General features: G+C 52.6%; 12 protein-coding genes and 1 pseudogene. All 13 read left to right on the top strand.

What is annotated here, in order from left to right; all coding sequences use genetic code 11:
* Positions 1-59: 59 nt before the first annotated feature.
* A complete protein-coding gene (locus SCARR_RS14015; protein ID WP_136062307.1) occupies positions 60-3,242 on the top strand; it encodes a glycoside hydrolase family 18 protein in 3,183 nt (1,060 codons plus the stop codon).
* 93 nt (positions 3,243-3,335) lie between these two features.
* Positions 3,336-4,874: a sulfatase family protein gene (locus tag SCARR_RS14010; RefSeq protein WP_222846322.1), complete on the top strand. Its 1,539-nt coding sequence runs from the start codon at positions 3,336-3,338 to the stop codon at positions 4,872-4,874.
* Positions 4,875-5,383: 509 nt separating this feature from the next.
* On the top strand, positions 5,384-6,904 hold the full coding sequence (locus SCARR_RS14005) for an arylsulfatase (protein WP_136062306.1): 1,521 nt from the start codon (positions 5,384-5,386) through the stop codon (positions 6,902-6,904).
* A gap of 373 nt (positions 6,905-7,277) precedes the next feature.
* Positions 7,278-9,152: a sodium:solute symporter family protein gene (locus SCARR_RS14000; RefSeq protein WP_136064611.1), complete on the top strand. Its 1,875-nt coding sequence runs from the start codon at positions 7,278-7,280 to the stop codon at positions 9,150-9,152.
* Between the two features lie 11 nt (positions 9,153-9,163).
* Positions 9,164-10,786, top strand: a complete 1,623-nt coding sequence (locus tag SCARR_RS13995; protein ID WP_136062305.1) for a beta-N-acetylhexosaminidase — start codon at positions 9,164-9,166, stop codon at positions 10,784-10,786.
* Between the two features lie 2 nt (positions 10,787-10,788).
* On the top strand, positions 10,789-12,366 hold the full coding sequence (locus SCARR_RS13990; protein WP_136062304.1) for a sulfatase family protein: 1,578 nt from the start codon (positions 10,789-10,791) through the stop codon (positions 12,364-12,366).
* Positions 12,367-12,388: 22 nt separating this feature from the next.
* The gene (locus SCARR_RS13985) at positions 12,389-13,924 is read left to right on the top strand and encodes a sulfatase-like hydrolase/transferase (RefSeq protein ID WP_222846320.1); all 1,536 of its coding nucleotides are present in this window, start codon (positions 12,389-12,391) and stop codon (positions 13,922-13,924) included.
* A 28-nt stretch (positions 13,925-13,952) separates the two neighbouring features.
* Positions 13,953-14,114 (top strand): annotated as a pseudogene (locus tag SCARR_RS13980) (arylsulfatase); the annotation flags it as partial.
* Between the two features lie 34 nt (positions 14,115-14,148).
* On the top strand, positions 14,149-14,790 hold the full coding sequence (locus tag SCARR_RS13975) for a DOMON domain-containing protein (protein WP_136062302.1): 642 nt from the start codon (positions 14,149-14,151) through the stop codon (positions 14,788-14,790).
* Between the two features lie 646 nt (positions 14,791-15,436).
* Positions 15,437-16,135: an IS1595 family transposase gene (locus SCARR_RS28500; RefSeq protein ID WP_136062301.1), complete on the top strand. Its 699-nt coding sequence runs from the start codon at positions 15,437-15,439 to the stop codon at positions 16,133-16,135.
* Between the two features lie 263 nt (positions 16,136-16,398).
* Positions 16,399-17,484, top strand: a complete 1,086-nt coding sequence (gene aroC, locus SCARR_RS13965; protein ID WP_136062300.1) for a chorismate synthase — start codon at positions 16,399-16,401, stop codon at positions 17,482-17,484.
* Between the two features lie 113 nt (positions 17,485-17,597).
* On the top strand, positions 17,598-18,890 hold the full coding sequence (locus tag SCARR_RS13960) for an anaerobic sulfatase maturase (protein WP_222846318.1): 1,293 nt from the start codon (positions 17,598-17,600) through the stop codon (positions 18,888-18,890).
* Positions 18,891-18,894: 4 nt separating this feature from the next.
* Positions 18,895-19,791: a peptidylprolyl isomerase gene (locus SCARR_RS13955; RefSeq protein WP_136062298.1), complete on the top strand. Its 897-nt coding sequence runs from the start codon at positions 18,895-18,897 to the stop codon at positions 19,789-19,791.
* Positions 19,792-19,881 lie beyond the last annotated feature (90 nt).

Raw genomic sequence — 19,881 nt, 5'->3', positions numbered from 1 at the left:
GAAGGAACCAAGGAAGAGTTAACCCTGGGTTCTCAAAATGTTGACGGTGGGATAAGATCATGATGAATAAATTCGGATGGCTGACGGGTTTACTTTGCCTGGCTGGATTTTTTTCGGCGGGTGCTGCTGTTGTTGAAATTCAGAACAGTAGTTTTGAGGCGTTTATGTCTTCATGGACGAACTTGAGTGGATCGGCCGCATCGATCAGTACAGCGACTTCTGACGGTGCCAGATGTCTCTCAATCGGGGCCGGGGGTGTAATCCGGCAGGATCTTTCTCATGTTTTGACGGGTGGCGAAACACTGACGCTTCGATATGACAGTTATCGCGGTGGCGCCAGCTATACGCGTACCATCAAGCTCGTCGCCAAGAACGGCGAGACCTACACGACCCTGTGTGAGCGCACGGATACTGTCGGTGATGGCACCTGGCCTACGGCGGCATTGGACTATGTCGTCGAACCCGCTCATGTGGGAAGTGAACTGGCCATTGAAATCACGGGCGTTGCCGGCTATTGCTGGCTGGATCATTTCAGAATGTACTCTTCCCCGCCCGACTCGCCGCGGATCGTCGGCTATCTTCCGCACTACCGGTCATTGATTCCCGATCAATTAGACTCCCTGACGCACGTGATCGCTTTCAACGTCATACCTGATCCGCTAACGGGAACCTTCAAGGTCTTCAGCGAAGTCGGCGGCGTAACGACATACGAATCAGCAACTGGCGCGGCGGGGCTGACCTCGACCGATATTGAGCAGATCGTTGCCGCCTGTGCGAGCCGTGGTGTTAAGGCCAGCGTCTGCATTGGGGGCGGCGATATCTATGCCGAGTTCCAGGGGCTGGCAATAAACGGCATGATCGACACCTTTGCGGCTTATGTGCGCGACATGGCTCTTGCTTACGGCCTTGACGGAATAGATATCGATTGGGAGCACCCGAACACATCTGAGGATCCGGACCGTGCAGAGCAACTTTTTGCCGCACTTGAACAGGAACTTTCACCGCATGGTATCGAGCTGACTGCCGCATGGACCGGCTATGCCGGTGCGACCTACGCTCTTGAAGCCGTCCGGCGCTGTCGCCCCTACACCGACGCGGTCTATGTGATGAGTTATGGGAATACCCTTTCAAGCTTTCAGGAACGTTTCGACCTTTATGCCCAATCCGAATCAGCAGGCGGGCAGGGATACAGTGCCACGAAAGTCTGCCCGGGCGTGCCGTTCTTCGGGCGTTCCGCGGATCGTTCTGTGGTGAAGCCGTATGCTCAAATAGTGGCCTTGTCCGGCGGCAGCATAGACCCCGCGCTGGATGTGTATAATTTCGAGGGAAAAGATCTCTTATATGTCGGCCAAAATACGATGCAATCAATCAATGGCTTTAGCGCGGATGCCGGTTGCGGCATGATGATTTGGGAAGTCGGGCAGGATGTTGAATTTTCCCATACAAACTCCCTGCTCGGCGCGCTCTCCTGGGCGATTGACCCGTCTCCTTCTGTTGCCGGGCTGGGATATGCTGAAGTCTGGGGCATGGATGACAACAGACAGTTCCAGTTCTCAACCAATGGAACCAGCCTCGGGGCGACCTTTGACACGAATCACAACGGAATCGCGCAGATAAATGATGACGGGACGTTCATCTTTGCGCCGAACTCCGGAAACGGAAATGATACGATTTTGCTTTCTACGCCAATCGTTCTGACGAACGGTGCTACGAGCAAGGTGAAGCTTTCGTACGATCTTTCATCGGTCGATTTCTCTGTTGATCCTTCTACACAAACGATTCTTGATGTGATCCTGATGGATTCTGTTTCATCGGATTCTGTGACCATACGGCTTCTCGATGTAGATACCAGCGACACACTACGAGGGCAGGTATATTTGCGTGAAGAGGGGACGCCACCAAATCTTTTCCTTGGAAATCAGACTGCTCAGCCGGTTTTGTCGACCAATGTATCTACTGTTATATCGGTGGAACTGGACTATAGCGCAGGCGGGTACGCCTGGGATATCAATGGTGCGACCGGTAGCGGCGCCGTTGATTTGGCCGGTCTGGGCATCGATCGTTTCGATTCGATCAAGATCGTTTATAATAACTGGTCTAACAGCACCGATAAGGCTGTTTTTGACCATCTAATGGTTGAGACCTTTATGACTCAACCGGAGTCTATTTATATCGTCGAGTATCAAATGAACGATGTCGCCACCACAGCTCTCAGTTCGGTGGATCAAACGGGCAATGATCCTGGTAGCTTTCCCGCGCTAACCGGTATCGATGCCGCCACGGACGGATTAGGAAATGTTCTCTTTCGGGACGTGACCGCGAGCAAGGGGCCGACAATGTCTCTCGCTGATGTTTACAGCAACGGCGTTTACACGATCGATCTTTACATTAGCGAATGGGATCAGACGGCTGAAAACCATGGCAATCTTATCAGGGCATCCGTTCAGTCATCGCTTACCGACGGTGAATCCATGATGATCGGTTTAGGGGTTGATTCTAACTATAACGGCATGGTTGTTTCATCCTGGGTAGCCCCCGGAACTTATGTCTCGGGCAGTACCATCAATGAAATCCCCTATCAGAGCAATGGGACGGGGATTGTTATGCGGCTTCAGTTTGATCTTGATGACGGAAGCTATCGTGCATCCTGGAAATGGGATACGGATGCCAGTTTTACTCAATATGATTCCGGTGCAAGCATGAATTTGGTGAACTATAATCAGTTCAAGTTGAACATAAATACCGCCGGGAGCTGGCCGGCGGACCAGTCCATGTCGATTGGCTACATGACCTTGAATCAAGAACCTCAGATTACGGTGGAGTCGGGGTATAGCCTCTGGCTGGATAATTATCCGGGGCTGGGAGCCGCGACAAACCTGACCGATAATGCAGATGGTGATGCATTGGATAATTTGGCGGAGTATGCGCTCGGAGGCAATCCGGTTGATGCCGCTGATGTCGGGGTCGCATCCGTCAGTGCAATCATGGAAGAGGGTGGAGTCAACTATCTGGAATATGTCCATCCGGTACGATACGACGCGGATATCCGGGGGCTGACTTATTATCTGGAAAGTGATGAGGATCTGGTAAACGCGCCGGGCTGGGTCGGTGTGGTCTATGAAGTCATCGGCACAAACTTCAATTTTGGTGCTGCCGGGTTCAATTCCGTCACCAACCGAATTTCAATTGATGCAAAGGTCCAGCAGTTTCTTCGGTTGCGAGTTGGGGCCGCCGGACTTTAATCAACCAATCATTGGGTGAGAAACACGGGCGCCTGAATTTCAGGTGCCCGCTTGCGTCCGTATGTTTAAGCGGGTGATCATAAAGGAAATACAATGAAGAAAATAAATATACAGATCTTGAGTACAATTGCAGCCTCTGCCGTGATGTCGGTTGCCGATGGTCACCGCGAAGCGAAGCCCCCTGAAGGCCGCCCCAATATTATATTCATCCTGGCTGATGATATGGGTGTGGGTGATGTGTCGGGCCTCAATGCTCAGGCTAAACTTGCAACGCCGCATCTGGATGCGATGATCCGGGGCGGTATGAAGTTTACCGATGCGCATACGTCGTCGGCCGTCTGTACGCCTACGCGCTACGGCCTGCTAACCGGCCGTTATAACTGGCGCAGCGAACTCAAGGGCATGGTGGTCAACGGATATGGAAAGGCGGTCATTGCTCCGGATCGCTCCATAGTGGCCGACATACTGAAAAGCAAAGGTTACAAAACGGCCATGATTGGCAAGTGGCACCTCGGGCTGAACTGGAAAACAAAAGATGGTTCCCCGATTACGGATTGGACCCCGCCTAAAATGGATGACAAGATTGATTTCACTCAGCCGTTTACCGGTGGTCCGCTGGATTGCGGGTTTGATACATATTATGGAATTAATGCGTCGCTCGACTTTCCTCCTTACACGTTCCTTAATGGTGATCGTGTAACGGTGGTCCCCACGGAGCTGCGCCCGAGACAGGGGCGCAAAAAGAATGATACTTTGCAGCTTATGATGCGTGGCGGGTTGCAGGTGCCGGGCTTCCGCCCTGAGAAAGTGCTGCAGCACTTCTCTGAAAAGGCCGTGGCCTATATTGAGGCACAGCAGGAAGGCGTTCCCTTCTTTCTATATTTGCCGCTCAACTCTCCGCATACGCCGGTTGTGCCGCGCGAAGAATTCAAGGGCACCAGCCAATGCGGAATCTACGGCGATTTTGTTCAGGAAGCAGACTGGACGGTCGGGCAGATCGTGATGGCGCTCGAAAAAACCGGATTGCTTGAAAACACATTACTCATATTCTCTGCTGACAACGGGGCTTCCAGAGTATCGTTCTCTTTAGAAAAGGAAGAGCAGTTTGACCATCATCCAAGTGGTATTTACCGGGGGCGCAAGGGCGATCTGCATGAGGGCGGGCATCGGGTTCCGTTCATCGTTCAGTGGCCTGCCGCCATCACGCCGGGCACCGCCTGTGATGTGCCGTGTAATTTGAATGATTTCTATGCCACCTGCGCCGAACTGGTGGGTAAGCCTCTTGCGGATACCGAAGCAGAGGACAGCTTCAGCATGGTCCCGCTGCTCAAGGGGCGGTCGGGCGGATACTCAAGAACGAGCATGGTACATCACGATTATTCCGGACAGTTCGGCTTCCGGGATGGTCCGTGGAAACTCAAGTACAATCGCGGCGGCAACTATGAACTTCACGATTTGAGTGCTGATCCGGCGGAAAAGAAGAACCTGTATAAGACTCATCCAGAGAGGGTTGAGCTCATGGCGAAGATGCTGACAAAAATTGTCGAAGACGGGCGCAGTACGCCGGGCGCACCACAGAAGAATGATGGCCCCAAATGGTGGGAACAACTGGTCTGGATGGAAAAAAGATAATCGGTTTCAAGGTGTTCTGAATATCGCGGTGGCCTTCCAGGTATTTTTCGGATGCCTGGGGGCTCTTTGTTCAACTGGAGTTTTTTTCACGATGCGGATGAGAAGGTTCTGTGGGGTTCTGTTGGCGGTGGCAACCGTTGCGGCCATTGAGGCTGTTAAGACACAAGGCTTACCCTAGGGAGTCAGGTAGAAGCGCTTGTCTTCGCGCAGTAGGAAATGGTTTTCCGACCAGAAGGGTTAAAAGAACGATCGTGGCGATTCCGTGTATAGAAACTCCCTGTCCGCTGATTACGAATAGTATAGACAGTTCGCTGTTCGATGAGGCGAAGAGTTTTTGGTTTGGATTTAACAATATGTGGAGGATGGTTTGATGGGTGTCGATGCGGTCGCGAATCGAATCCTCATGGAGGAACCCAATCAATTTCTGCGGCTGAAGGTCGAGTCATCCTTTACTCTCCACGCCCTGTGAGATTGAAGATGATCAATGAATAAAGTAAGGAAGATAAGCTATGAATAAAGTATGGTTAACTGCGCTGGCGACCGCATGGTTGGCAGGATTTCAAGTGAAGGCGGAAGCTCTCAAACCGGATGATCTGCAAGGAACTCGTCCAAACATGGTCTTTGTCATTACCGATGATAACAGTTTTGATACTGTTGGCCGTTATGGCGGTGGTGCGCTGTCGCCCCATCTGGACAAACTGTATGATCAGTCCCTGCGTCTCAACCGCTTCCATGTTTCTCCGACCTGTGCTCCAAGCCGGGCATCCCTGATGACGGGCCGCCACGAATTTTATGCCGGAGTCACGCATACGATCTACGGAAGGGATCGAATGAATCTAGAGCTGTTGACTCTTCCCCAGATGCTTAGAGATAACGGATATACAACGGCTATGTTCGGGAAGTGGCATCTTGGCGACGAAAAACCTTATCGTCCGTATCAAAGAGGTTTCGACGAAGTCTGGCAGCATGGGGCCGGAGGGATCGGTCAATCGTGGCCAAATAGTGCGGATTTTCCAGCCAATACCTATCATGACCCTATCGTGCTTCATAATGAGACGCCCATTCAAACCAAAGGTTATTGCTCCGACATTTTTTTTGATAAAGCTATCGAATGGATCAAGCAGAACAAGGAATCCGGGAAACCGTTTTTCGCCTATATCGTTCCCAACGCACCGCATAGCCCGCATATTCCACCGCTTGGCTATGAGGATCGGTTCGGGTCGAAAGCAACAAGTTATGAAAAAATGCAGGCCAATATTGATGACAATGTTGGGAAGATTATTCAGTTTCTGGATGATAATGGGTTAAGGGAAGACACCCTGCTTGTTTTCTATACCGATAATGGCCGCAGTCATCAAACCGTTCATGGAACCAAATTGAAGGGTGGCAAAGGCAGCTCGTATGAAGGGGGGCTTTGGGTGCCCTGTCTCGTTTCCTGGCCGAAGCATCTTCCGGGAAATGTAGACCGCGGGGAACTCTGTGGGCATATCGACTGGTTTGAAACGCTGGCCGACCTGGCGGGAGCCAAAGTCGCCCCTCCGGGAACAAACCCATGGGACGGGCGCAGTCTGTTGCCGGTGTTGTGCGGAGAAGCCGATGAGGGGTGGGACCAGCGTCTGATTATTGGTCACCGGGGACGTTGGGAAAACGGTGCGCGGGGCCAGAGCCAATATAAGAATGTGTCGATTCAGAATGGGAAATTCAAACTGTACGATCATCGTGAGCTGTATGATATGCGAGAGGATCTGGGTGAAACAAAGAATATTGCAGCCCACTATCCGGAGGTCGTCGCGATGCTTCAAAAGGAGTATGACCAATTTTGGGCAGATGCGACCACTTACATGATAAACGATGCCCATCCGCTTCCCTCGCAAGAGTTGAAAAATGAACCGTTCCATCAACTGTATCTCAAAGAATTCGGGCCGGCCTCCTACGCCGAACGAGTCGAGGAAATGAACGACTGGAAGAAAGGCGGGCAATCAGAAAAGGAATTTCTGGAAAGCCTGAACGATCCACAGAGGAAGATGTGATTTTATGCGCTAATACATTTTTCATCTTTTCCGATGAGCAGTCGTATTGAGCGATGGGGTATTCTGGGGACGGTGTCTGGGAGTCTATCTCGACGACTAGCCTGAGGCATAAGTTGATAGACCTGAGGTCATGCATCGTTGTGCTGGTGGTCTGGGGCGTCGTTGCGAAACTACAGGCAGAGAGCCGCCTTTTTTCAACTGCTCATCAATAGAGGGCGGGTGGGTCGTGCTGAGGTGCCATTGGCGCCAGAGATCGAAAAGCGGAAAAGATACAATCAGTGTATAGAAATCGGGATCCGCGAGATTATCTAATTCATACAAGCAATGAATTTTACAGGAGGTAATTTTGAAGGGTGTGAGCAATACAATCGGTGTGCCGATGACTGGGTTGGACTGGTCGATTATCGGGGTTTTCTTTGTCGTCGTAATTGGTATCGGTTTGTGGCAGTCGCGGCAGGCGGGTAAAAGTTCGGCTGATTTCTTTTTGGGGGGGCGAGGAATGCCGTGGTGGCTGCTGGGCGTTTCCATGGTGGCCTGCACCTTTTCGGCCGACACCCCAAATCTGGTCTGCGGGCTGGTGCGTGAAGGCGGCGTGGCTAAGAACTGGTATTGGTGGGCGTTTTTGATCACCGGGATGGTGACGGTATTCATCTATGCCAAGCTCTGGCGGCGTTCCGGCGTGATGACCGACCTCGGGTTCTACGAACTCCGCTACGGTGGCAAGCCCGCTTCGTTTCTGCGCGGCTTCCGCGCGATCTATCTCGGCGTGTTTTTCAATGTACTCATCATGGCTACCGTCACGCTCGCAATTATTAAATACGGCGAGTTGCTGTTTGGGTTGAGTAAGGTTCAGTGCATAATATTTGGATCAATCGGTGTGGTGATCTACGCCACGCTTGGCGGCATCAAGGGCTGTATCTGGGCCGACTTTTTCCAGTATTCCATCGCCATGTTCGGTGCGATCTGGGCGGCCATCCACTCCGTTAAGGAAGCGGGTATTGCCTCCTTCAATGCCGGCGTGGTGGAGAGCGCAAATGACTTCGGTTTGGCCGGACTGCTTTCCCATGTCAACGTGGTCGACAAGCTTAATATTTTTCCCGACTTCAACGACCCGAACATGTGGGTTCCGATGCTGCTGATGCCGTTGGCGGTTCAGTGGTGGGCGGCGTGGTATCCCGGTGCCGAGCCGGGCGGTGGCGGTTATATTGCTCAGCGCATGCTCGCGGCCAAGGATGAAAAGAACGCCGTCGGCGCGACCCTTTTCTTCAACTTTGCGCACTATGCCCTGCGCCCGTGGCCGTGGATTATCGTCGCGCTCGCGTCGCTCGTGGTCTTTCCCGAGGTCTCCGATATCCAGAGTGCCTTCCCTCACGTCGATCAAAGCATTATCGGCAATGACATCGCTTATCCGGCCATGATCTCCAAGTTGAGTCCCGGATTCCTCGGTCTCGTGATTGCGTCGATCATCGCGGCCTATATGTCGACCATTGGCACGCACCTCAACTGGGGTTCATCGTATGCCGTGAATGATTTCTACAAACGCTTCCTTAAAAAGGATGCCAGCGAGAAAGAAATGGTTCGCATGGGCCGCATCTGCACGGTTGCTCTGATGGTGCTGGCGGGCGCGCTTTCCCTTGCGCTTACGAATGCCACGCAGGCGTTTAATCTGTTGCTGCTCTCCGGTGCGGGTTCCGGTGCCATCTATCTGCTGCGCTGGTTCTGGTGGCGTATCAATGCCTATAGCGAAATTTTCGCGATGGTCTTCACCACCATCGTCGCGCTGGTGCTTACGTTTGCCTTCAACGGCGAGCGCGAAGCGCTGCTGGACATACAAATCAGCGACACGTTCACGCTTTCTGGAAACAGTGTTAAATTCCTGATTGCCGTGATTGGAACCACCATTGCTTGGATTCTGGGGACGTTTGTGACCAAACCCGAGTCGCAGGAAACGTTGCGCCACTTCTACCGCATTTGTCAGCCCGGCGGGCCCGGCTGGAAAAAACTGATCGCCACGGCCGAGGCCGAAGGCGACATGATCGACGGTGAAGAGCACGGAAAGTCGTGGGAAGTTCCGTTGGAAATTCTCTGCGTGTTCATCGGCTGTGCCTTTGTTTACTGCTCGCTCTTTTGTATAGGGAGCTTTGTCTATGGCGAAATGATGCGCGGCATCATTCTCGGTGGTGTGGCTGCCGCGTCTGCATTCTTCCTCTTCTCCGTCTGGGGAAAGTTACATACTCATAAATCTTAGGAATCTTTGTGATGAAAAAAATTATACTCTCTACGTGTCTGGCGGCTTCGACCGCATTCGCCGTACCATCAATTATCCCGCAGCCGTTGGAGTTAAAGGAAACGGGCAAAATCTTCGAACTTAAATCTGACGCAGTTATCGCCTACGCCGACGACGCGGCAAAGAGCAGCGCGGAAATGCTGGCGGCTCAGTTGCGCCCTGCAACTGGTTTTGATCTTCCGGTCAAACCCGCATGCATGGGCAGTGTTGTTTTCCAAACCTTTGAAAATCCAGACCTTGGAAACGAGGGCTATACCTTGAGTGTTGAAGACAGTGTGATTATTTCAGCAGGCCGTCCTGACGGCTTGTTCTATGGAGCGCAAACCTTTCGACAACTGCTTCCCCCTGCAATTTTTTCGAAGGATACCGTTTCCAACGATTGGAAAATTCAAACGGTTGAAATTCGCGATGTTCCAAGGTTGGGATGGCGTGGGATGCATTTGGATGTTTCCCGCCATTTCATGCCGAAAGAAGACGTGATGAAATTCCTCGACTCCATGGCTTCGCTCAAGCTCAATACCTTTCACTGGCATCTGACCGATGATCAGGGTTGGCGCATCGAAATTAAAAAATATCCCAAGCTTACCGAGGTAGGGGCTTGGCGCAAAGAAACGCTGGCCGGGCATGGCCTTCTGGGAAAACGCAATGGCCAGCCTTTCACATACGATGGAAAGCCCCATGGCGGTTATTATACGCAGGATGACATCCGCGAGGTGGTGGCTTATGCAGCTGAACGCCACATCACGATTGTTCCTGAAATCGATATGCCTGGCCACATGCAGGCGGCGATTGCGGCCTACCCGGAACTCGGATGCACGACTGTGCCGACGGACGTGATGACCCGGTGGGGGGTCAGTGAAATCATTCTCAATCCCGAGGAATCGACCGTCCAGTTTTGCAAGGATGTGCTAACGGAAGTCATGGAGCTCTTTCCGTCCGAGTTTATTCACGTTGGCGGTGATGAGGCGAAGAAGACCCAGTGGGAAAACAGCGAGCGCGTTCAGCAACTCTTAAAAGAGCGCGGCCTGAAGGATATGCATGAAATGCAGAGCTGGTTCATCAAACAGATCGACGATTTCCTGGTTGCCAATAAGCGCCGTTTGATCGGCTGGGACGAAATTGCCGAAGGCGGGTTGGCAGAAAATGCTGCGATTACGTGGTGGCGCGGGAAGCCGCACCAGACGGAAGTCCGGGAGTCGATCATTAAGGCCATAAGGGAGGGGCATGACATTGTTGTGGCTCCCACGATCTACCTCTATTTTGATTTCTATCAGACAGACGATACGGTGAATGAGCCTATGGCGATCGGCGGCCATCTTCCGCTGGAAAAGGTCTACGGTTTCGAACCGGTTCTGGAGGAGTTGAGCAAAGAAGAAGCAGGGCACATTCTTGGTTCCCAGGCGCAGCTTTGGTCGGAATACATGAAAAGTTTGAAGCAGGTCGAATACATGGCTTTCCCGCGCGCCTGTGCTTTGGCTGAAGTGGTCTGGTTGCCGAAGGAGCAGAAAGATTACGAATCCTTCCTCAAACGCATGAAGGTGCAACAGATGCGCTTCGATGCCGCCGGCGTGAATTATCGAAATCTCGGAGAATAAGAATGAAACGTATTACAATTGCATTATTGCTTTCGACACTTGGGTTCCTTGCGACAGAGGCGGCCGAGCGCCCAAACATTCTGTTCCTCTTTTCAGATGATCACGCGCTGAATGCGATTTCGGCCTATGGTGGTCCCTTGGCAGAAGTTGCGCCGACACCCAACATTGATCGGCTGGCAACCTCGGGCGCGGTTTTTGAAAACTCCTTTGTGGCTAATTCGATTTGCGGGCCATCACGGGCCTGTATTCTGACCGGTAAGCACAGCCACAAAAACGGATTCCTGTATAATAGCGGAAATCCGTTTGATGGCACGCAATGGACGGTTGCCAGTGCGCTGAACAATGCGGGATATGCAACGGCCGTTATCGGAAAATGGCACCTTAAGTCCACGCCGGTAGGCTTTGACCACTGGGAAGTCTACCCCGGCCAGGGCCAATACTATAATCCGATTTTCCTGCAGATGGACGGGTCGACAGAACAGGCCATGGGATATGCCACGGATGTCACAACAGACAAAGCGATCGACTGGCTGGACTCGCGCGATAAGAACAAACCTTTTTTTCTGATGTGCCAGCACAAGGCGCCACATCGTACGTTTTCACCCGCTCTTCGTCACCTCGGTGCGTTCGACGGGATTACGATCCCGGAACCGGATAACCTATTCGACGACTATGCCACCCGCAGTAGAACTCTGCCGGGCAACGAAATGGAAATCGGCCAGCATATGCACTGGATGTATGACTTAAAACTGCGGAAGGACGAGCATACTGGAGTGACTCTACCCGGACCGGATCAGCATCCCGCCATCGAATACAACCGTATGACCGATGAGCAGAAAACCGCATGGGACGCCTATTTTGGGCCGTTGAATAAAAAGTTTTTAGCCGAGTTTAACAAAGGGAAAATGAGCAAACAGGATGTGCTTTGCTGGAAGTACCAGCGCTATATCAAAAACTATCTTTCCACAGTTAAAAGCGTGGATGAAAACATTGGACGGATGCTCGACTATCTAGAAGAAAACGGACTGGCCGAAAATACGATTGTCATCTATTCGTCCGATCAAGGATTCTATCTCGGTGAGCATGGCTGGTTCGACAAGCGATGGATGTTCGAAGAATCGTTTAAGATGCCCTTCCTTATTTCCTGGCCGGGTGTGATCAAGCCGGGGTCACGACCGCAGGAATTGATTCAGAATATTGACTATGCCCCGACTTTTGCGGAGGCCGCTGGCATCACGGTTCCATCTGATGTGCAGGGAATGTCTTTGCTGCCGGTATTTAAGGGTGAGGTCAGTGATTGGCGCAAGTCGGTTTATTACGCCTACTATGAAGTGGGTGAACACAACGTTCCTGTTCACTTTGGTGTACGTACAAAACAGCACAAGTTGATCCATTTCCCTGCCACGGATGAGTGGAACCTGTTCGACCTCGAGGCGGATCCTTGCGAAATGAAAAATTTATTTGACAATCCAGAATACGCTAACGTGCAGAAAAAAATGACGGCCGAATACTACCGTGTCCGTGAATATTATGATGCACCTGCGTGGGAAAACGAGCTGCAGGCTGCATCCTTGAAATAAATTGAGCATCGAAGAGATCGTTATGAAAAACATGAAAAATTATGTATTAAGTGCCGTAGTCGCAACGGTCGGGCTTTTCGGAGCCCATGCCGAGTCTTCAGCAGAGAAGCCCAACATTCTGTTTATTTTAGCGGACGACCAGTGCTATGACACGATCCATGCATTGGGCAATCCAGAAATTCAAACTCCCAGCCTGGACCGTTTGGTAGAGCGGGGCACGAGTTTTTCCAACACTTACAATATGGGGGCGTGGGGAGCTGCGGTCTGTGTGGCAAGCCGTGCCATGCTCAATACGGGGCGCAGTGTGTGGCATGCCGGGTGCATGTATGGCGATCCACGAATTGATCCGGACTTTAAATTTCCATTGAAGGGTAAGGTGTTGGATCGGGAAAAGATGAATTTCAATATGATAGGGGAAGCCGTAATGACCGATGCTTTCCAACAGGGTGAATTGTGGTCTCAACAGATGAAGGCAGCCGGGTACGAAACCTATATGTCCGGCAAATGGCACGTTCAGCACGTGAAGCCAGAGCAGGTATTTGACACGACGCAAAATGTGCGCGGTGGAATGCCCAGAACAACGCAGGATGTCTACAAACGCAAGTATGAACCGGGAGTGGCCGATGTCTGGTCTCCTTCGGATGAAACACTGAACGGGTACTGGCAAGGCGGAACGCATTGGAGTGAGGTGCTTGCGAACGATGCGGAAGCCTTTATCGATCAGGCTAAAGAAAGTGATAAGCCTTTCTTCATGTATCTGGCATTCAATGCGCCTCATGATCCGCGACAAGCTCCGCAACGCTTTGTGGATATGTATCCTGTGGATAAAATCAAGCTGCCGGAATCTTTCCTGCCTGAAAATCCGTGCCTGGATCCGATGGGCTGTCCCAAAAACCTGCGCGATGAGATGCTCGCGCCGTTCCCTCGTACTGAATATTCCGTGAAGGTGAATATTCAGGAGTATTATGCCTTGATCTCGCATATGGATGAGCAGATCGGTCGTATGCTCGACGCACTGGAGGCTTCTGGGGAATGGGATAACACCTATATCTTTTTCACAGCGGACCACGGTCTTGCCGTCGGCAAGCATGGTTTGATGGGAAAGCAAAGTATGTTCGAGCACAGTATGCGTCCGCCACTGCTGTTGGTGGGCCCGGGCGTTCCGGCAAACAACACGGTTGACGGCAATGTTTATTTGCAGGATGTAATGCCGACATCGCTGGAGCTCGCCGGTGCTCCTGTGCCGAAGTATGTATATTTTAAGAGTCTGTTGCCGGTGCTGCGCGGTGAGCGTGAGGGCAACTATTCCCGAGTCTACGGCAGTTATATGCACCGGCAGCGCATGATTGTCGAGGACGGCTATAAGCTGATTCTGTATCCGAAATCCGGAACCGTATTGCTGTACAATCTGGAAAAGGATCCGCAGGAACTTACGGATCTGGCTGGAAAGTTCGAGTATGCCACACTGAAGAAAAAACTGTTCCGTTCATTTCTTGAGTTGCAGGAAGAACTGGATGATCCACTGGATATTAAGGGCATCTATTCTGATTTAATGTAGTGGCATCAAGGGGAAAGAAAAAATGGACATGAAAGCATTGTTGGGTTTGGGCGTATTCGTTGTTGCCGGTTCGCTCTTTGCAGAAGCGGCAGCTCCGAACATTGTTTTTGTTCTTTGCGATGATTTGGGCTATGGCGATGTGCAGTGCCTGAATCCGGAGCGGGGAAAGATCCCAACACCGATTATCGATAACGGAAAGCCGGAATGGCAGAGGGATGTTTAGCATGGAAGGGCGTATTGCATTCTCAGCGGTTTACACGACTAATTTTCCTGGAGACGAGCTCTGGGAAAGAGCGCCTTCCTATCGGTTTGTAAACAGCACCGATCAGGGAGGCATGCCGCTCGAGGGGGGTAACGTCCGTTTTGCATGGAATGAGCGGGGTCTATATGTCCGGGCGGATCTGGAGGATTCTTTTCAGATAGCAAATGACCCTCGCGATGAGCAGCTTCACTTCGAATCCGGTGATGTTTTCGAGCTGTTTGTAAAACCGCTTTGCGACGATTATTACTGGGAAATGTACGCAACGCCCATTGGAAAGAAATCCACATTGTTTTTTCCGCGTAAGCGTGAGGGCATGGATCTTGAAAACTTCCTGCGCGACCATTCATTTAATGGCTTGGAAGTGTCTGCCGATCAGAGTGAATCAAGTTGGCGTGCGGGGATGTTTGTTCCTGTGGAACAGTTGACGGCTTTGGGTGCAACGTGGGGCGAGTCTGCTGAATGGACGATCTTCTGCGGACGATACAATTACAACCATATCGAGCTGGTTGATCCGGAACTGAGTATGGCGCCAGCGTTGTCTCAGACGAATTATCATTTAACGGATGAATATGCTGTGTTGGTCATGAGTTATGATCAGACATGACTGGTTTTAAACACAATTTGAGTAAAATAATGGTTCTCCGTTAATTTTTATGGAGAGCTTCGGGAATTAGACTTTAAGATTGTTCAGCTTCATGTGATGGGTGCGGATTGGTGTCGCACCCGAAATCGACGGGAAAACGCAAGTTGAGCGAGCGAGTTTGAACTGAAAGAATTGAAAGTGAAGTGGAAAAACTGGTAGCAAGAAACAATGGGTAACCAGAAAACAACAGAATTCACACAATCAAGGCGCACGGAAGTAGTCGTTCTATTAAAACGGGACGGTTCGTTTTGATGTTGGCCTCGGCAGCGATTCAAAGTTATGTGCCAGCAACGGGAAAGAATCGTTAACGAGTATAAACCCACAGATCCTGAGCAATGTATTCTGATCGGCTACATATGAAAGCTCTCGAGTTTTCTTAAGGGACGTAACTCACCGCTTGTTGCGTATTCTTGTCAGCGAATCTCGATGGACTCGCGCCGGAAGACTGCTTCAGCATTGTGCCATTGTTTAAAGGGGGGGGGCGAGCGGTGGCCGAAACTACACTGGACGGAATAGGGGAAACAAATGAAGCGTTTGATTCTGTTGATGTGCGCGGCGGCATTCAGTGTGGTTGCAGAGAAAAAACAGAACATCTTGTTCATCGCCGGTGGATGACTTAAAACCGATACTGGGATGTTATGGCGATAAGGATATAAAGACACCGAATATGGATCGGCTTGCGGCACGTGGCACGGTGTTTTTAAACAACGCCTGCCAGCAGTCGGTCTGTGGCCCGTCGCGGGCGAGTTTGATGACGGGAACCGTGCAGGTGGATGAAACCTTCATTGGCGGGGCAAAGCCAGGCAAAAGAGGACGTGGGGCAGAAGGCAAGGCATTGGTTCTGATCATTGCGCAGGAGAAGGAAAAGGCTGCCGGGCGGATCCGTCTTCGGCGAATAGAGGACGCATCGTCAGATAGCCTTGAGGCGGCGATAAAGGAAACCGTCGAGCCGGGGACATTGATTAAAACAGATGGCTGGGCGGGCTATAACGGAGTGAAGGGTTTGGGATATGGACACAAAGTGATTCGTAAGACTGCCGATGTTGGAGATAATTTGTTGCCCTTGTGTCACCGGGAAGCAAGCTTGATCAAACGATGGCTGGGCGGAACGCATCAAGGAGCTGTCAGCCATGAGCATCAGGGCTGCTATCTCGACGAATACACCTTTCGCTTCAATCGTCGTATGTCACGATCCCGTGGCTTGCTGTTCTTGCGCCTATTGCAGAATGCCGTCGTAGTGGAGCATACAGGATATAATGAAATCGCTCTTTCGGTTAGAGGGAGAAAGCCGAAACACAAGATGTAGTACCGAGTTCAGCGAAGGGGATACCCCTAAAAAGAAATGCCGCGGAAATGTTCCGCAAAAAATCCCATTCCTTTTATTCGCAGAGTTTTAACTGGCCGGGCGCATCAGTCATGGGCGGTTTCTTGCTCTCGGCATAGGGGAAGTTTTCGTGCGATTTTCGTCCAAATTCGCAGGGGTTGGTGGTATAAACAAGCGCTTTGAACCGATTAGGGAAAAGATTAGGGGTTTCCGGTGCTGGAAGCCGAGAAAAGCAAGGAATCAACATGTCGAGTACGATAGGAACCCTTTACAAAGTATCAACGTTCGGTGAATCGCACGGAAAGGCGGTTGGCGCCATCGTAGACGGATGCCCCGCCAACCTCCAGTTGAGCGAAGACGACATCCAGCCCCAGCTGACGCGCCGCCGTCCCGGCCAAAGCGATATGACCACCCCGCGCGACGAAGCCGACCGGGTGATCATCCTTTCCGGCGTCGAGAACGGCAAGACGCTCGGAACGCCGATCGGCCTGATGGTCAACAACAAGGACCAGCGCCCCGGCGACTACGGCGAAATGAGCAATGTGCCGCGCCCGTCGCACGCCGACTTTACGTATCAGATGAAGTACGGCAACCGCGCCGCCAGCGGCGGCGGCCGCTCCAGCGCCCGCGAAACCATCGGGCGCGTGGCAGCAGGCGCCATTGCCGAGAAATGGCTTTTTGAACAGTTTGGAACCAAAATCACTTCATGGGTCAGCTCCGTGGGCGAATTTGACGCGCGCGATATGACCAGCGAAGGCCTGACGCGCGAGCAGATTGACGCCAACATTATCCGTTGCCCCGACGAAGCCGCGGCGGCCAAGATGATCGAGCTCGTGACCGCGACGCGCGACCGCAAGGATTCCGTTGGCGGGATTTTGACCTGCGTGGCTGAAAATATTCCGGTGGGCCTCGGCGAGCCGGTTTTCGAGCGCATGGAAGCCAAGCTCGGGCAGGCGATGCTTTCGATTCCCGCTACGAAGGGCTTCGAACTCGGCTCCGGCTTTGCCGGTGCGCGCATGTTTGGCTCGCAGCACAACGATCCTTTTGAAATGAAGGCCGATGGACGTTTGGGCACCTCCACCAACTTTAGCGGCGGCGTGCAGGGCGGGATTTCCAACGGCGAACCGCTGGTGTTCCGCATTGCGTTTAAGCCCCCGGCCACGATCGGGATGGCGCAACAGACCTCCACGTTCGAGGGCGAATCCACCGTGCTTGAGGCCAAGGGCCGCCACGACCCGTGCGTTGTGCCGCGTGCCGTGCCGATCGTCGAAACCATGACTGCGCTGGTGCTGATGGACTTTGTTCTTAGGCAAGCCTATCGGAAGGCGTGAGCTGTGAAGTTTGATGCTTTTTCACGACTCAATCGTCACTTCTCACGCAGGTTATATTTATGAGCAACGCCTCCCATTCTAACGCAGCGCCCGGACCCCGCACGTTCCACGTGATGACTAAGCCGATCGGGCCATTGTGCAACCTCGACTGCAAATACTGCTATTACCTCGAAAAGGAAAAGCTGTTCCCTGCGGGCGAGGAGTACAAGATGAGCGACGATGTGCTGGAGGCGTACATCCGCAAATACACCCAAAGCCAGAACACCCCCGAAATCAGCTTTGCCTGGCAGGGCGGCGAACCAACCCTGATGGGGCTCGATTTTTTCCGCAAGGTGGTTGCCGTTCAGCGCCAGTATGCTGGCGGGCGCCCGGTTCAGAATTCATTCCAGACCAACGGCACCAACCTCGACGACAAATGGTGCGAGTTTTTTGCCCGCGAAAAGTTTTTGGTGGGCCTGAGCATCGATGGGCCGGAACACATCCATAACCGCTACAGGGTCGATAAGGGCGGGGTGGGGTCGTTCGAACGGGTTTTCAACGCCATGGAGCTGTTGAAGAAGTGGCGCGTGGAATTTAATACGCTCACCTGTGTGACGCGCCAAAGCCCCGATGAAGCGGTTGAGATCTACAATTTCTTGAAGCAGCAGGGCGTTACGTTCATGCAGTTTATCCCGATTGTCGAGCGGGCGGGCGACCGCGCGGCGCATGCCATGGGGCTCGACCTCGCCGTGCCGCCGGATCTGCGCGCGGACGACAATCCGGACGCCATGATGCCGTGGGCGGTTTCTTCGGAAGGCTTCGGCACGTTTTTGACGAAGGTGTTCGATGAATGGGTCAAAGCCGATGTCGGGCGCGTTTTTGTGAATATTTTTGATGTGGAGCTCAGTGCGTGGTGCGGTATGGAGCCGGGGCTATGCACGTTTTCGAAGCGTTGCGGGCAGGCGGTGGCGATGGAGCACGACGGCAGCGTCTATTCGTGCGACCATTATGTGTACCCTTCGTATTTCCTCGGCAACATTATGGAAAAGTCGCTGGAGGAGATGATCTATTCCAAGGAGCAGGTTAAATTCGGCAACGACAAGTGGGACGCGCTTCCGAAATATTGCCGGGAGTGCGAGTTTTTGTTTGCCTGCAACGGCGGATGCCCCAAGCATCGCTTCGTCAACACGCCCGACGGCGAACCGGGGTTGAACTATCTGTGCGCAGGTTATAAAAAGTTTTTCGCGCACATTGATCCGGTTATGCGTAATATGGCGTCGCTTGTCCAAAATGGACGGCCGGCGGCGGACATAATGAAGGACGGCGAGGCTCCGGCCCCGCCGGCGCCAACGGCCGGTCCGGCCGGGCGCAACGCCCTGTGCCCGTGCGGCAGCGGGAAAAAATTTAAAAAGTGCTGTGGAAGATAAAACTATGAGCGAAGAGAAAAAAGACCCCATCTTGGTGAACGGCGAGGAGGTCGGCGACGGCCTGATCGAGCAGGAGCTGCAAATGCTGCGCGAGCGTTATGCCCGCGAAATGTCGCATGAGGAAATGGAGGAAAAGCAGGCCAAGATTGAATCCGATGCCCGCGAAAACGCCGTCGAGCGCGTCCTGCTGATGCAGCAGGCCCGGACGGAGATCGAACACGTTCGCTCCGAGGAGATCGAGGCGCGCTTTATTGCGCTCAAAACCCAGCACGGCGGCGAAGAGGAGTTTCAGAAGCGCTTCGAGCTGGCGCCGGAGGATGAGGCCAAGATCAAGGCGGACATCGAAGACGGCGTGCGATTGGAAAAATATTTCGACCAGATCTGCGCCTCAGCGGCTCGTCCGGGCGAGGCGGATTCGCGGGCCTATTATGAAGAGCACGGAGACGAGTTCCTGGTGCCGGAAACGGTGCACGCGGCCCATATCGTTCAGCATCCGTCGCCGGAGGCTCCCATGGAAAAGGTCTATGCCGATCTTTTGAATGTGCGTGAACGTCTGAGGGCCGGCGAGGATTTCGACGCGCTGGCGGGCGAATATTCCCACTGCCAGGACGGCGGGCATGATCTCGGCTTTTTTGCCCGCGGGCAGATGGTGCCGTCGTTTGAAGAGGTGGCTTTTAAAACAGAGGTGGGCGGCTGCAGCGATGTTTTCCAAACCGAGTTCGGCTATCACATTCTGACCGTGCTCGACCACAAGCCCGCGACGGTGCGCGAATACGACGAGGTTCGCTACGACATTGAAAGCATGTTGTTCGAGGAACGGAAGAACGAGGCCATCGGCGTCGTGGCCGACGAGCTCCGCGCGGCGGCGGATATACAGAACCTGGAAATTGTTACAGACTAATTATGGCCACGAGAGAGCGCAGAGAACACAAAATAGACCGAGGAGCAGTCTTTGCTTTCTTTGCGGGCTTTTGCGTTAAACCTTGCTGGC

Origin of the sequence: Pontiella sulfatireligans, from assembly GCF_900890705.1 — a bacterium.
Taxonomy (GTDB): domain Bacteria; phylum Verrucomicrobiota; class Kiritimatiellia; order Kiritimatiellales; family Pontiellaceae; genus Pontiella; species Pontiella sulfatireligans.
Note: the sequence above shows the minus strand (reverse complement) of the source record. Positions and strands in the feature narration are given on the sequence as shown.